Origin of the sequence: Novilysobacter longmucuonensis (genome assembly GCF_046600735.1) — a bacterium.
Taxonomy (GTDB): domain Bacteria; phylum Pseudomonadota; class Gammaproteobacteria; order Xanthomonadales; family Xanthomonadaceae; genus Novilysobacter_A; species Novilysobacter_A longmucuonensis.
In genome coordinates this window covers 46,067-58,965 of the sequence record NZ_JBJMAW010000008.1, presented here as the reverse complement: position 1 = coordinate 58,965, position 12,899 = coordinate 46,067, and the positions used below count along the sequence as shown (strand labels likewise).

Here is a 12,899-nt window from a genome sequence, read left to right as displayed (position 1 = left end):
CCGAGCTTGCTCGGCTGCGCGGACGGCCGTAGGTTTCGTTGACGTGCGGGCGCAGCGGAGCGAGCTCCGCTCTACGACAGCGCCGCTTCGGGGCTGGCCAAAGTTTGGCCAGGGTGATTGCAGGCCTTGCGGGGCCGGTTGCGGCGGTAGTTGTCCACAGGTTGTTCCGAATGTTTGTCCACAGCGGCTGTGCACAACTGCGGCAAAAAAAACCGATTGCCAGTCGCGGTAAGCTGGGCCCCGGGGGACGGCCACCACGGCCGCCGATTTCCGGGGGATGATTTGCCGATGACCGCCAGCACACCACTTCTTGTCACGTTCTCGATCTACCTGTTCGCGATGCTGCTGATCGGGTACATCGCGTGGCGTTCGACCAAGAACTTCGACGACTACATCCTCGGCGGTCGCTCGCTGGGTGCGTTCGTCACCGCGCTGTCGGCCGGTGCCTCCGACATGAGCGGCTGGTTGCTGATGGGCCTGCCCGGCGCGATGTACCTCGGTGGCGTGTCGGAGAGCTGGATCGCGGTGGGCCTGATCGCCGGTGCCTGGCTGAACTGGAAGTACGTCGCCGGCCCGCTGCGGGTGTACACCGAGCGCACCAGCAATGCGTTGACGCTGCCGGACTACTTCACCAGCCGGTTCCGCGATGACGGGCGCTCGTTGCGGGTGCTGTCGGCGGCGGTGATCCTGGTGTTCTTCGCGGTGTACTGCGCCTCCGGCGTGGTCGCCGGCGCGCGCCTGTTCGAGAGCGTGTTCGCCATGCCGTATGCGCAGGCGCTGTGGTGGGGCGCGGCAGTGACGATCCTCTACACCATGGTCGGCGGCTTCCTTGCGGTCAGCTGGACCGACGCGGCGCAGGGCACCCTGATGTTCTTCGCGCTGTTGATCACGCCGGTCACGGTGGTCATGGTCAACGGCGGCTTCGACGCCAGCCTGGCGGCGATCGAACAGTACGACTCGACCCGGCTGGACTGGTTCCGTGGCGGTGAACTGGGGCTCATCGGCATCCTGTCGCTGATCGCCTGGGGGTTGGGCTATTTCGGCCAACCGCACATCCTGGCGCGCTTCATGGCCGCCGACAGCATCGCCACCATTCCCAAGGCGCGCCGCATCGGCATGAGCTGGATGATCCTGTGCTTGGCCGGCTCGCTGACCGTCGGCTTCTTCGGAATCGCCTATTTCGCCGACAACCCCGCCGTGGCCGGACCGGTGGAGGCCAATGCCGAGCGGGTGTTCATCACGCTGATCGAGGTGCTGTTCAATCCGTGGGTCGCGGGCATCCTGCTGTCGGCGATCCTGGCGGCGGTCATGAGCACCCTGTCCAGCCAGCTGCTGGTCTCCTCCAGCGTGCTGTCGGAGGACTTCTACCGCGGCTTCCTGCGCAAGCAGGCCAGCCATCGCGAGCTGGTCTGGGTCGGTCGCGCTTCGGTGCTGCTGATCGCGCTGGTGGCGCTGTGGATCGCGCGCGATCCCGACAGCCGCGTGCTCGGCCTGGTCAGCTATGCGTGGGCCGGCTTCGGCGCCGCATTCGGGCCGGTCGTGCTGCTGTCGCTGTTCTGGCAGCGCATGACCCGCAACGGCGCGTTGGCCGGCATGGTGCTGGGCGCGGTCACGGTGATTGCCTGGAAGCAGATCGCGGTCAACCAGTTCGGCTCGGAACTCTACGAGATCATCCCCGGCTTCATCGTCGCCACCCTGGCGATCATCATCGTCAGCCGGCTCGACCGCGAGCCGCCGCAGGACATCCAGGCCACCCACCAGCAGGTGCGGCAGTCGCTAAGCGAGACCGGCTACTGACCCCGGACGGTCCGGCGATAACGGACCGTTGATCGGCTGGCGGTCGTCCGCGGGCGCATGGCGTTGAACAGCATGACGTTGAACGACAAGCGTCCGCCGGCGATCGCCCTGATGGGGCCAACGGCTTCGGGCAAGACCGCGCTTGCGCTCGAGTGGGCGCAGCGGCTGGATGGGGAGATCGTCAGCGTCGATTCGGCGCTGGTCTACCGCGGCCTCAACATCGGCGCGGCCAAGCCGTCCGCCCGGGAGCGGGCCCAGGTGCGCCACCACCTCATCGACCTGCGCGAGCCGTGGCAGCCATACTCGGCGGCCGGGTTCGCCGCCGACGCGCGCGCGGCGCTCGATGACATCGTCGCGCGCGGCAAGCTGCCCATCCTCGCCGGCGGCACCGGCCTGTACTTCCATGCATTGCTGCAGGGACTGTCGGCAATGCCGGCGGCCGACGCGGCCACCCGCGCGCAGCTGGCGGCCGAGGCCGATGTGCGTGGGTGGGCTGCGCTGCACGCCGAACTCGCCGCGGTCGATGCCGCGGCCGCGGCGCGTATCCACGCCACCGATGCGCAGCGCATCCAGCGCGCGCTCGAGGTCTACCGGCTATCCGGGCGCAGCATCAGTGACTGGCGCGGTGATGTGTCCACGACCGCGCGGCTGCCGGTGCGCGTGCTCAAGCTGGTGCTGGCGCCGCGTGAGCGCGCGGTGCTGCACCAGCGCATCGAGACGCGGTTCGACGCGATGCTCGCGCAGGGCTTGCTCGAGGAGGTCCGAGGCCTGCGCGCGCGGCCCGAGCTTCAGGCGCACCCGCGCCCGCTGGACCTGCCGGCACTGCGCGCAGTCGGCTACCGCCAGGCCTGGGAGCACCTCGACGGTCTTGCCGATGCCGCGCAGTTCCGCCAGCGCGGCATCCAGGCCACCCGGCAACTGGCCAAGCGCCAGTTGACCTGGCTGCGCGGTGAGCTCGATGCGCGCTGGTTCGATCCGGCGGGCGACCGTGCCGGCCTGGAGCAGGCAATGGCGATGTTTGTCTGAACCCGGGCGTCCGTAGGAGCGGCTTCAGCCGCGATTGGGAACCAGCCGGCTCGTCGGCCCGCTGGGATCGCGGCTGAAGCCGCTCCTACACGCGCGGGCGCTCGAGGCGGCGCCCGATGTGCCCTGCATCGGACAGGCGTCGCAAACGCCGCATCCGGCCGGGTCCGGCGCCGGCCGATTGCGCTACCATCGGCCGGGTTGCCGCGGCGGGGAGAATCAGCGGCAACGCGGCCGTTCGCACGCGACTGCCGCCCTATAACTAGAAAACACAGTGGGGAACAATGATGTCAAAGGGGCAATCCTTGCAGGATCCTTTCCTGAACGCGCTGCGCCGCGAACGCGTGCCGGTCTCGGTCTACCTGGTCAACGGCATCAAGCTGCAGGGCACGATCGAATCGTTCGACCAGTTCGTGGTGCTGTTGCGCAACACCGTCAGCCAGATGGTCTACAAGCATGCGATCTCCACCGTGGTGCCGGCGCGCAACGTGCGGGTGGGGCCGGGCGGTGGCCACGTGCAGTCGGGCGAAGGCAACGGCGAGAACGGCAGCGACGGCGACGACGCCGAGTGATCGCGACGACGCCGCGAGCACGCGCGTGCTTGTAGACAACAGTGTCGAGGTCATCGCCGTGGACCGCATGAGGAGCGCGCGTGTTCTTTGAACGATCCCGCAAGGGTGAGCACGCGCTGCTGATCCAGCCGCATGCGGGCGGCCCGCCGGACGAGGGGCTGATGGAGGAGTTCACCGACCTGGCGCGTTCGGCCGGCGCGACCGTCGCCGCGGTGCTGACCGCGCGCATCGACCGGCCCAATGCCGCCACCCTGATGGGCAGCGGCAAGCTGGAGGAACTCAAGACCGCCGCCGACACCACCGGGGCCGACCTGATCCTGGTGAACCACCCGCTCTCGCCGACCCAGGAGCGCAATCTCGAACGCATCCTGCAGCGCCGCGTGGTCGATCGCACCGGATTGATCCTCGACATCTTCGCGCAGCGGGCGCAGAGCTTCGAGGGCAAGCTGCAGGTCGAACTGGCTCAGCTCAAGCACATGTCGACGCGCCTGGTGCGTGGCTGGACCCATCTGGAACGCCAGCGCGGCGGTTCGATCGGCCTGCGCGGTCCGGGTGAAACGCAGCTCGAGCTCGACCGCCGCATGCTGCAGCAGCGGCTGGAATCGCTGCAGAAGCGGCTCGGCAAGGTCGAGGTGCAGCGCACCCAAATGCGCCGCGCGCGCATGCGCAGCGCGCTGCCGCGGGTGGCCCTGGTCGGCTACACCAACGCCGGCAAGTCGACCCTGTTCACCGCGATGACCGGCGCGCAGGCCTTTGCTGCCGACCAACTGTTCGCCACGCTCGACCCGACCGTGCGCCGGATCGATCTTGCCGGCGGCGGCGCGGTGCTGGCCGATACCGTCGGCTTCGTGCGCGACCTGCCGCATGCGCTGGTCGCCGCCTTCCGCTCGACCCTGTCGGAGGCGCGCGAGGCCGACCTGCTGGTGCACGTGATCGATGCGGCCGACCCGCTGCGCGACGAGCGCATCGCCCAGGTCGACGAGGTGCTCGGCGAGATCGGCGCGGCGGACATCCCGCAGGTGCTGGTGTTCAACAAGATCGACAAACTCGACCACGGCCGGGCCGCGGACGGGCCCCACCAGGACGACAGCCACGAGCGCAGCCCCGACCCGCGCGCACGCCCGCGGCTGGACCGCCCGGCCGAACAGGGTCGCCTGCGGGTGTGGCTGTCGGCCCGCGACGGGCTCGGCCTGGACCTGCTGCGCACCGCCGTCGGCGAGGCCCTGGAGCTGCGCCATGTGCGCGGCGAAGTGCATGTGCCCTCACGCGCGGCACGCCTGCGCGCGCGCCTGCACGAGCTGGGGGCGGTGCGCAGCGAGCACGCCGACGAGCACGGCTGGCGGCTCGAGATCGACATCGCCGAAGTCGACGCGCAGCGCCTGTTCGTACAGGAACACGGCGACGCCTTGCGTCCTCTGGTCGATGATGGTGGCACCGGCCTGGACGATGACAGCGACCACCCTGGCCCGGGGCTTGCTTGAGCCCACCCGGGCCCCCACCTAGAATCACTCACCTGACAATCACCCCACTTGGGATCACCCCACCTGGAAGCACTCCGGGCGCCGCGAGCTGACTGGCGTCCGCCTGCACGATCGCAGATACGAGACTTTATTCACCTGGAGCGGGCATGGCCTGGAACACCCCTGGCAACAACAACTCCGGCGGCGGGTCCAATCGCCCGCCGCGGCAACGCCCCGGTGGCAACGGGCTCGATGCGCTGCTCGACCCGCTGCGCGGCCTGTTCGATGGCGGCGGTGGCGGCGGCATTCTGCGCTGGGTGCTGCTCGCATTCGCGCTGTGGCTGGTGTTCAACTGCTTCGTGCTGATCAACGAGCAACAGCGCGGCGTGGTGCAGCGCTTCGGCCAGGTCGCGCGGATCATGCAGCCGGGCCCCAACTTCAAGTGGCCATGGCCGATCGAGCGGGTGACCAAGGTCAACGCCACCGCGATCAAGACCTTCAGCACCAACGTGCCGGTGCTGACGCGCGACGAGAACATCGTGCAGGTCGAGGTCAACGTGCAGTACCGGGTCAATGATCCGCAGCGCTACCTGTTCGGCACCCGCGATGCCGACCTCATGCTGCAGCAGGCCGCGCTGAGCACCGTGCGCGAGCAGGTCGGCCGCTCCACGCTGGACACCGTGCTGGGCGCGCGTGACGCGCTGGCGGTGTCGGCCCGCGAGCAGCTGCAGGCTTCGCTGGAGGCCTACCGCACCGGGCTGATCGTGACCGAACTCAACCTGGCCAACGCGCGCCCGCCCGAAGAGGTCAAGCCGGCCTTCGACGACGTCAACAGCGCCCAGCAGGACAAGGACCGCCTGATCAGCGAGGCCCGCGCCTACGCCGCGCAGATCGTGCCGGAGGCGCGCGGCCTGGCTGCACGCCTGCGCACCACCGCCGAAGGCTACAAGACCGCGGCGGTCGCGCGCGCCGAAGGTGATGCCGATCGGTTCTCCTTGCTGGTCGACGCCTACCAGGACGCGCCGGAGGTCACCCGCAAGCGCCTGTGGCTGGAGACCGTGCAGCAGGTACTGGCCGACAACCGCAAGATCGTCGGCGGCGACTCGCGCCAGTTGATCTACGTGCCGATGGCCGAGGGCGCCGGCGCGAGCCGCGACTCGCGCAACGCCGACCGGCCGGTGACGCCGATGCTGACCCCGGAACTGCTGGCCCCGCCGGACACGTCCGGATCCTCCCGCAACAGCATCCGTCAGCCGCGTCCGAGCGGCCGTGAAGAGGTGGCTCGATGAAGTTTTCCCTGTGGATCGCCGCGGCAGCACTCGTGCTGCTGGGCCTGCTCGGCTCGATGTTCGTGGTCGCCCCCGGCGAGACCGGTATGGTCCTCAACCTCGGCCGCGTGGCCCGCACCGACCTGGGCCCGGGCCTGCATTTCAAGGTGCCGCTGGTCGAGACCGCGCGCGTGTTCGACCGGCGCCTGACGGTGCTCGACGCCGAGCCGGAGCGCTACCTCACCTCCGAACGCAAGGACGTCGCGGTCGACTTCTTTGCCGTTGGGATGATCGAGGACGTGCGTGCGTTCTATCGCGCCACCGGCGGCAGCGAGGAAATCGCGGTTGCGCGCCTGGCCCCGATCATCAAGGATTCGCTGCGCAACGAGATCAACGAGCGCACGCTGCAGGAGGTGGTCTCCGGCGACCGCTCGGAAATCATCGAGCGCCAGCTTGCCGGCATCAACCGCGGTGCCGACACGGTCGGGGTGAAGATCGTCGACCTGCGCATCAAGCGCATCGACCTGCCGACCGACAGCCAGGTCATCCAGGACGTCTACCGGCGCATGCGCGCGCAACGCCAGCAGGTCGCCAGCCGGCTGCGTGCGGAGGGCGCCGAGGCAGCGCAGACCATCCGCGCGCAGGCCGACCGCGAGCAGGTGGTGATCGTGGCCGAGGCCGAGCGTGACGCCCAGCTGCTGCGCGGCGAAGGCGATGCCGTGGCGGCCCGCACCTATGCCCAGGCGGCCAACAAGGACCCGGCGTTCTATGCATTCCAGCGCAGCCTGGAGGCCTATCGCGAGTCCTTCGACGATGGCCAGTCGGTGATCGTGCTGGACCGCGACGATGCGTTCCTCCAATACCTGACCGACGACGACTGATCCGTGGCCGCCGAGCTGCTGTCGGCGCTGTGCCTGGTCGCGGTGCTCGAAGGCCTGTTCCTGTTCGTCGCGCCCGGCAGTTGGAAGCGCGCCGCCGAGCAGCTGCTCGCGCTGCCCGACCGCCAGGTGCGTCTGTTGGGCGCCGTGGTATTGGGCCTCGGCCTCGCAGCCTTGTGGCTGGTGCGCCGGTAAACAGCCTTTTGTAGGAGCGGCTTCAGCCGCGAGCTTTTGTAGGAGCGACGTAAGTTGCGACCACCAACCACACGCCCGACCCCGATCGCGACTCACGTCGCTCCTACCCGGAGCCGGGCCCCGGTAGGGTGGGCACCATTCTTTGTGCCCCCCACCATCGCGAAGATCCGTGAGGCCCGTCTCCCGTAGTGCCGAGCCTGCTCGCAGCGCATCCGGGCAGCCCAACAAGCCCGGCAATCGAGCAACCCAAGGCGGCCGAGCTAGCTCGGCTCTACGCTCTGGCCCCCACCCCCCAAAACCGGGATAATGCACAAAAGCCGGAGGGGCATTCCCGCCGGCTTTTTCTGTGTGCGGACTTTTCCGCCAAGCCGGCCCCACGCCGGATTTCCATGTGCCAGGAGCAATGCAATGGGTCAGTCAGTCGTCGTTCTCGGGGCCCAGTGGGGCGATGAAGGCAAGGGCAAGATCGTCGACCTGCTGACCGAGCAGATCGGCGCGGTGGTGCGCTTCCAGGGCGGCCACAACGCCGGCCACACCCTGGTCATCGGCGGCAAGAAGACCGTGCTGCACCTGATCCCCTCGGGCATCCTGCGCGATGGCGCGCTGTGCCTGATCGGCAATGGCGTGGTGCTGAGCCCGGCCGCGCTGCGCAAGGAGATCGAGGAGCTGGAGGCCGAAGGTATCGACGTGCGTTCGCGGCTGAAGATCAGCCCGGCCACGCCGCTGATCATGCCGTACCACATCGCCCTGGACCAGGCCCGCGAGAAGGCCGCTGGCGGCAAGGCGATCGGTACCACCGGGCGCGGCATCGGCCCGGCCTACGAGGACAAGGTCGCCCGCCGCGGCATCCGGATTGCGGACCTGCACTATCCCGAGCAGCTGGCCGAGAAGCTGCGCGCCGCGCTGGATTACCACAACTTCGTGCTGACCCAGTACCTCAAGGTCGAGCCGGTCGACTTCCAGCGCACGCTCGATGAGGCGCTGGAATTCGGTGAGTACGTGCAGCCGATGAAGTCCGACGTCGCCGGCATTCTGCACGAGCTGCGCAAGTCCGGGGCGCGCGTGCTGTTTGAGGGCGCGCAGGGCTCGCTGCTGGACATCGACCACGGCACCTACCCGTACGTGACCTCCAGCAACACCACCGTCGGCGGCGCGCTGGCCGGCACCGGTGTCGGCGCCGACGCGATCGACTACGTGCTCGGCATCGCCAAGGCCTACGCCACCCGAGTCGGCGGCGGACCATTCCCGACCGAGTTGCATGACGAGGTCGGCGAGGGCATCCGCAAGCGCGGCCAGGAGTTCGGCGCCACCACCGGCCGCCCGCGCCGCTGCGGCTGGATCGACATCGTCGCGCTCAAGCGCGCGGTCGCGATCAACGGCATCAGCGGCCTGTGCATCACCAAGCTCGACATCCTCGACGGCATGCCGACCCTGAAGATGTGCATCGGCTACCAGTACCGCGGCAAGCAGACCGAGTACGCCCCGCTGGACGCGCAGGGCTGGGACGAGTGCGAGCCGGTGTACCTGGAGTTCCCCGGCTGGCAGGAGTCCACCCACGGCATCACCGAGTGGGAGCAGCTGCCGCCGGCCGCCCGCGCCTACCTGCGCGCGCTGGAGGAGCTGTCCGGCTGTCCGTTGGCAATGGTGAGCACCGGACCGGACCGCGACGCCAACATCGTGCTGCAGGACCCGTGGGCCTGAGGGCGCGCCCGTCCACGCGCAGAGCCCGGACCGGCCAACTTGTGCCCGCTCTCCCGCTGGCGGGAGAGGGCCGGGGTGAGGGCACGCGCCATTTGGCCGCGGCACGCCCTGCAGCGGCTTGCCTCGACGCCTGATGTCATTAAAGGCCGCGCGCCCGCGCGGCCTTTTGCTGTGTGGGCCGGGTGCCTCCGCAGCAACCCGCGGCACGACCGCCACGCCCTCACCGGGCACAAGCGCGCGCAAGCCTAGGCTGCCCGCAAAGGCATCCGACACATTCGCCCAGGCGGAAAAGCCTCACGACCCGGGACCCGCACCATGTTCCGCATCGGCCTCATCTCCGACACCCACAGCCTGCTCCGACCGGAGGCGATCGAGTTCCTGCGCGGCTGCGATCACATCGTGCATGCCGGCGACATCGGGCGACCGGAGATACTGGCCGAACTCGCCGCGCTGGCGCCGGTGACGGCGATCCGCGGCAACATCGACACCGGCGAGTGGGCCGAGGCGGTGCCCGAGATCCAGCGCGTGACCCTGGGCGGAATCTGCGTGCACGTACTGCACGATCTGGCCGAGCTGGACATCGATCCGGCCGCCGCAGGGGTCGACGTGGTCTTGTCCGGGCATTCGCATCGCCCGCTGATCAAAGAGCGCGACGGGGTGCTCTTCGTCAATCCCGGCAGTGCCGGCCGGCGGCGGTTCAGCCTGCCGACCACGGCCGCCGAACTCATCGTGGTGGATCGGTCGATCACGCCGCGCATCGTCGACCTGCTCGGTGGCGGTGGGCCTGATGAATCCCGAGCCGCGGTGCGATGACCGCGCAGCCCCTGTCGCCGTGTCCCGCCACCCGGGGCGAGCCATGAAAAAGCCCCGCGAGTGCGGGGCTTTTTCACCGAAGCATTGGCGCGGCAGCACGCGGCTTGGCGCCTCGAACGTCAGAACCCGGTGCTGAGCGCGATCCCCGCGCCCCATTCGGGGCTGCCGTCGGACAGGCCGCGACTGGCGTACAGCTGCATCCTGCCGCCACTGGCGTTGGGCAGGCTGAAGAACGCAATCGCGTCGCGGCGGTCGTCCAGGCCACTGGCGCTGGCGGTGCGGTGGTCGTACATCACGCCCAGGCGGCCGCGTCCGGCGCGCTGGCTCACGCCCAAATTGCCGCTTTGCACGCTGTCCACGTCGATGTAGGTCGAGCTGCCGAGCCAGGTGTGGCCGACGCCGCCGAACAGCACCGTGCCATCGAAGTCGCGATACAGGTCGAGGCTGACGCCATAGTCGTTGGCGCCGGTGCCCAGGCCCTTGTCCTCGTCGGCGGTGGCGATCTTGGCGTTGGCGCCGAGGTCGACGCCCACCGCGTTGCCGGTCGGCAGCGAGTAGGCCGCGGCGAGGGTCACATCGCCGATGCCCGAGGCGCTGCCGCTTTCGGGCGACGCTTCCTCGCCGCCGCCGGGCGGGCCGCCGACCAGGCCGGTGCGGCCGCGTCCGACCGGGTTGAAGTTCGGCACCGGGCCGACCGCCGGCAACACGTTCGGATCGCCCGACACCTGCAGCCACGGCACGCTCGCGCGCAGGCTCCAGTTGCCGCGCCGGTGGCGCAGGTCCAACGGGACCGACAGGATGTCGGTGGAGATCTCCGAGCCGTAGTCGCCGCTGTTGTAGTCGACGCCGATGCCGACAGTAGTGCTGCCGTCGGCGGCGTGGGCGAGGCCGGTCGCGGCCAGGGCTGCGAACATCATGGTGAGACGGAAACGCATCATCGGGTAACCCTTTGTCGATCAGAGAAAAAACCGTCGAGCGCCGGTCGCGCTCGACGGGTCAAACATGGATCAGCGACCGCCGCCGATGGGACGCACCGGGCGCTCCGGCCGTGCCGGGCGCTCGACCCGCTGCGGCAGGACCGGTACGCTGACGCCGACCGGGCGGCCGGAGGTGGTGCCGCGCAGGCCCGCGTCGATACGCGCGTTCACCCGCGCATCGGCGGCCACATCGGCGCCCACGCCGGCCTGGACGCGGGCCGACGCCGCGGTCTCGGCGCCGGCACTTGCGGCGGCGCGGCCCCGTGCCTCTTCGGCAATGGCCATAGCCGCTCCGGCCTGCGCGCCGGCCTGGCCGGCCGCATCGACACGGTGGGCCGCGCTGACCACGTCGCCGAGGTTGAAGCCGAGCGTCTGCGCGATCTCGCCCCAGCCCACGCCGTCGGCACGCAGCTGCATGACCGTACCGGTCGCGGCATCGATGTCGGCGACGTTGCCGGCCTCGATCAGCGCACCCGACAGCGCGAGCGCCATGTCGATCTCGCCGTAGCCCATGACGGTGCCGGTGTCGGCGTCCGCTCGCATGCTCTGGACCAGCTCGGCCGCGGCTTCGGTCGTACCGACCAGGTAGGCGTAACGCTCGGCGAGCTGCCGGGTCGGGACCTCGGCGTGCGCCGCGGCGGCGGCGACCGCGTCGGCCGAAGCCTCCTGCGCGGACGCGGCCGGATGCAGGGCAAGCAGGCTGGTGAACAGGATGCTGGGCAGTAGAAGTCTGGAATTCATCGGTGTCGTCTCCTCTGGCGGCGGACCATTCCGCGGCTCTTGCAGGGATTACGACTGGGCTCGCCGGTTTCTTCCCGCCGCTCCGGCCGTACTCAGGGTTCGTTCAGCGTGAGCCGGTCGCCGCGGCCGGTGCGACCAGGCCATGGCCATAGGTGTCGTCACGCCCGGCGGTGCCCAGGTCACGCGCGCGCTCGGCCATTTGCGCGCGAAGTTGTGCGGCGCGGGCCGGGTCGGGCGCAACAAGGTATGCGGCGGCGGCGGCCCGGGCCACCAGCGGTGCGGCGAACGAGGTGCCGCGCACCGTGCCCCACAGGCCGTCGGGCCGTGCGGCGCGCAGCTCGCTGCCGAGCGCGGCGAAGTCGACCTGCACTCCGCGCCCGGCTTCGGGCAGCGCACGCTGGCGGCGGTCGACCGCGGTGACGCCCATCACCTCGGGATACGCCGCCGGGAACAGCGGCGGCGCCGCCGGGCCGTCGTTGCCGACCGCCGCCACCAGCACGTGTCCCCGCGCCGCGAGCGCCTCGGTCGCGCGCCGCAGCAGGGCGTTGTGCGGGCCGACCAGGCTCAGGTTGATCACCCCGACGCCTTCCTGCGCCAGCCACGCCATGGCCTCGGCATAGCCGGTCACCGCGCCGCCGGTCGGGCGTCCGCAGTAGATGTCGGCCGCGAACAGGGTGCCGCCCGACGCCGCGCCGCCGTCCGCTGCGCCCATCAGCAACGAGGCCACCGCAGTGCCGTGCGCATCGGCGACGGGCGCGCCGTCGCAGCCCCAGCTGTGCACGTCGACCCCGGCCAGCGCCGGATGCCCGCGCGCCACGCCACTGTCGATCAAGCCGATGCGGACCGCAGGTGCGGCCGGCCCGGACACGGGTGCACGCACCGGGCCCGCGGCCATAGCGCCGGCGGCACCGGAGTACAGGTGGTTGAAGTCGTAGCTGCCCGATGGATCGAGCCGGCGCAGCTGCTGCAATGCCGCGCGGGTGCCGGTGCCCTCGGGGCTGCGCAGCACGACGACGCGCAGCCCCAGGGCCTGCAGCGTGCGCTCGTCGCCGACGCTGAAGCCGGCCACGCGTGCGAGTTGCAGCGCCTCGACGCTAGGGTCTATCGCGACCACTTCGCTGCGGACCACCGGCGCGCCGGCCGGGTCGACGTCGAGCAGCTTCGGGTGGCGCCTGAGCAGCCGTTCGAGCCGGGGGTTGCCGAGCCGCGACGCCGCTTCCGGGACCACATCGGGCAGGTCGCGCCGCAGCCGCGGCACCGCGCCGGACACGCGCCGCTGACCGGGGACCGTCACCGGCAGGCTGCCTGCGCGCATGCCGCCGACGAGCTGGGCATGGGCCGGCATGGCCATGGCCGCCAGCACCAGGGCGGGAAGCAGTAATGACAGCAGTGGGCGACGGCAGATGAACATGCGTGCGGGGGGTCCGTGGAATCGGGCAGGCGTGGGAGGCGCCGGTGCTAGCATCCGGCGCAT

At 70.2% G+C, this 12,899-nt stretch carries 12 protein-coding genes; 9 read left to right on the top strand and 3 right to left on the bottom strand.

Features of this window, described 5'->3' with window-relative positions; translation table 11 throughout:
* The first annotated feature begins 288 nt into the window (after positions 1 to 288).
* The 9 genes from putP (at position 289) to ACJQWM_RS09325 (ending at position 9,707) form a co-directional block, all read left to right on the top strand.
* Positions 289 to 1,797, top strand: coding sequence for a sodium/proline symporter PutP (putP, locus tag ACJQWM_RS09365; protein WP_332704201.1), 1,509 nt, complete (start codon positions 289 to 291; stop codon positions 1,795 to 1,797).
* Positions 1,798 to 1,869: 72 nt separating this feature from the next.
* Entirely contained in the window at positions 1,870 to 2,823 is a 954-nt protein-coding gene (gene miaA / locus ACJQWM_RS09360; protein WP_332704203.1) for a tRNA (adenosine(37)-N6)-dimethylallyltransferase MiaA, read from the top strand.
* A 284-nt stretch (positions 2,824 to 3,107) separates the two neighbouring features.
* Complete coding sequence (gene hfq / locus ACJQWM_RS09355; protein WP_332704205.1) at positions 3,108 to 3,392, top strand: RNA chaperone Hfq; 285 nt, start codon at positions 3,108 to 3,110, stop codon at positions 3,390 to 3,392.
* Positions 3,393 to 3,472: 80 nt separating this feature from the next.
* Positions 3,473 to 4,873: a ribosome rescue GTPase HflX gene (gene hflX / locus ACJQWM_RS09350; protein WP_332704206.1), complete on the top strand. Its 1,401-nt coding sequence runs from the start codon at positions 3,473 to 3,475 to the stop codon at positions 4,871 to 4,873.
* A 146-nt stretch (positions 4,874 to 5,019) separates the two neighbouring features.
* On the top strand, positions 5,020 to 6,141 hold the full coding sequence (hflK, locus tag ACJQWM_RS09345) for an FtsH protease activity modulator HflK (protein WP_332704208.1): 1,122 nt from the start codon (positions 5,020 to 5,022) through the stop codon (positions 6,139 to 6,141).
* Positions 6,138 to 7,001: a protease modulator HflC gene (gene hflC / locus ACJQWM_RS09340; RefSeq protein WP_332704210.1), complete on the top strand. Its 864-nt coding sequence runs from the start codon at positions 6,138 to 6,140 to the stop codon at positions 6,999 to 7,001. Before hflK ends, hflC begins: the two co-directional genes overlap by 4 nt.
* Positions 7,002 to 7,004: 3 nt before the next feature.
* Complete coding sequence (locus tag ACJQWM_RS09335) at positions 7,005 to 7,193, top strand: DUF2065 domain-containing protein (RefSeq protein WP_332704212.1); 189 nt, start codon at positions 7,005 to 7,007, stop codon at positions 7,191 to 7,193.
* 408 nt (positions 7,194 to 7,601) lie between these two features.
* Complete coding sequence (locus ACJQWM_RS09330; protein WP_332704214.1) at positions 7,602 to 8,894, top strand: adenylosuccinate synthase; 1,293 nt, start codon at positions 7,602 to 7,604, stop codon at positions 8,892 to 8,894.
* Positions 8,895 to 9,209: 315 nt separating this feature from the next.
* Positions 9,210 to 9,707, top strand: a complete 498-nt coding sequence (locus ACJQWM_RS09325) for a metallophosphoesterase family protein (protein ID WP_332704216.1) — start codon at positions 9,210 to 9,212, stop codon at positions 9,705 to 9,707.
* A gap of 119 nt (positions 9,708 to 9,826) precedes the next feature.
* Here ACJQWM_RS09325 and ACJQWM_RS09320 read toward each other — a convergent pair whose 3' ends face one another.
* The 3 genes from ACJQWM_RS09320 to ACJQWM_RS09310 all read right to left on the bottom strand — a co-directional run bounded on the left by ACJQWM_RS09320 (position 9,827) and on the right by ACJQWM_RS09310 (position 12,836).
* A complete protein-coding gene (locus ACJQWM_RS09320) occupies positions 9,827 to 10,645 on the bottom strand; it encodes a transporter (protein ID WP_332704218.1) in 819 nt (272 codons plus the stop codon).
* Positions 10,646 to 10,714: 69 nt separating this feature from the next.
* Positions 10,715 to 11,425: a hypothetical protein gene (locus tag ACJQWM_RS09315; protein WP_332704220.1), complete on the bottom strand. Its 711-nt coding sequence runs from the start codon at positions 11,423 to 11,425 to the stop codon at positions 10,715 to 10,717.
* A 103-nt stretch (positions 11,426 to 11,528) separates the two neighbouring features.
* Complete coding sequence (locus ACJQWM_RS09310) at positions 11,529 to 12,836, bottom strand: S8 family serine peptidase (RefSeq protein ID WP_411306783.1); 1,308 nt, start codon at positions 12,834 to 12,836, stop codon at positions 11,529 to 11,531.
* Positions 12,837 to 12,899 lie beyond the last annotated feature (63 nt).

What these genes read in the sequence shown, in the direction of transcription:
- putP (WP_332704201.1), top strand. Translation starts at nt 289, where the DNA reads ATGACCGCCAGCACACCACTTCTTGTCACGTTCTCGATCTACCTGTTC.
- miaA (WP_332704203.1), top strand. Translation starts at nt 1,870, where the DNA reads ATGACGTTGAACGACAAGCGTCCGCCGGCGATCGCCCTGATGGGGCCA.
- hfq (WP_332704205.1), top strand. Translation starts at nt 3,108, where the DNA reads ATGTCAAAGGGGCAATCCTTGCAGGATCCTTTCCTGAACGCGCTGCGC.
- hflK (WP_332704208.1), top strand. Translation starts at nt 5,020, where the DNA reads ATGGCCTGGAACACCCCTGGCAACAACAACTCCGGCGGCGGGTCCAAT.
- hflC (WP_332704210.1), top strand. Translation starts at nt 6,138, where the DNA reads ATGAAGTTTTCCCTGTGGATCGCCGCGGCAGCACTCGTGCTGCTGGGC.
- ACJQWM_RS09330 (WP_332704214.1), top strand. Translation starts at nt 7,602, where the DNA reads ATGGGTCAGTCAGTCGTCGTTCTCGGGGCCCAGTGGGGCGATGAAGGC.
- ACJQWM_RS09325 (WP_332704216.1), top strand. Translation starts at nt 9,210, where the DNA reads ATGTTCCGCATCGGCCTCATCTCCGACACCCACAGCCTGCTCCGACCG.
- ACJQWM_RS09320 (WP_332704218.1), bottom strand. Translation starts at nt 10,645, where the DNA reads ATGATGCGTTTCCGTCTCACCATGATGTTCGCAGCCCTGGCCGCGACC.
- ACJQWM_RS09315 (WP_332704220.1), bottom strand. Translation starts at nt 11,425, where the DNA reads ATGAATTCCAGACTTCTACTGCCCAGCATCCTGTTCACCAGCCTGCTT.
- ACJQWM_RS09310 (WP_411306783.1), bottom strand. Translation starts at nt 12,836, where the DNA reads ATGTTCATCTGCCGTCGCCCACTGCTGTCATTACTGCTTCCCGCCCTG.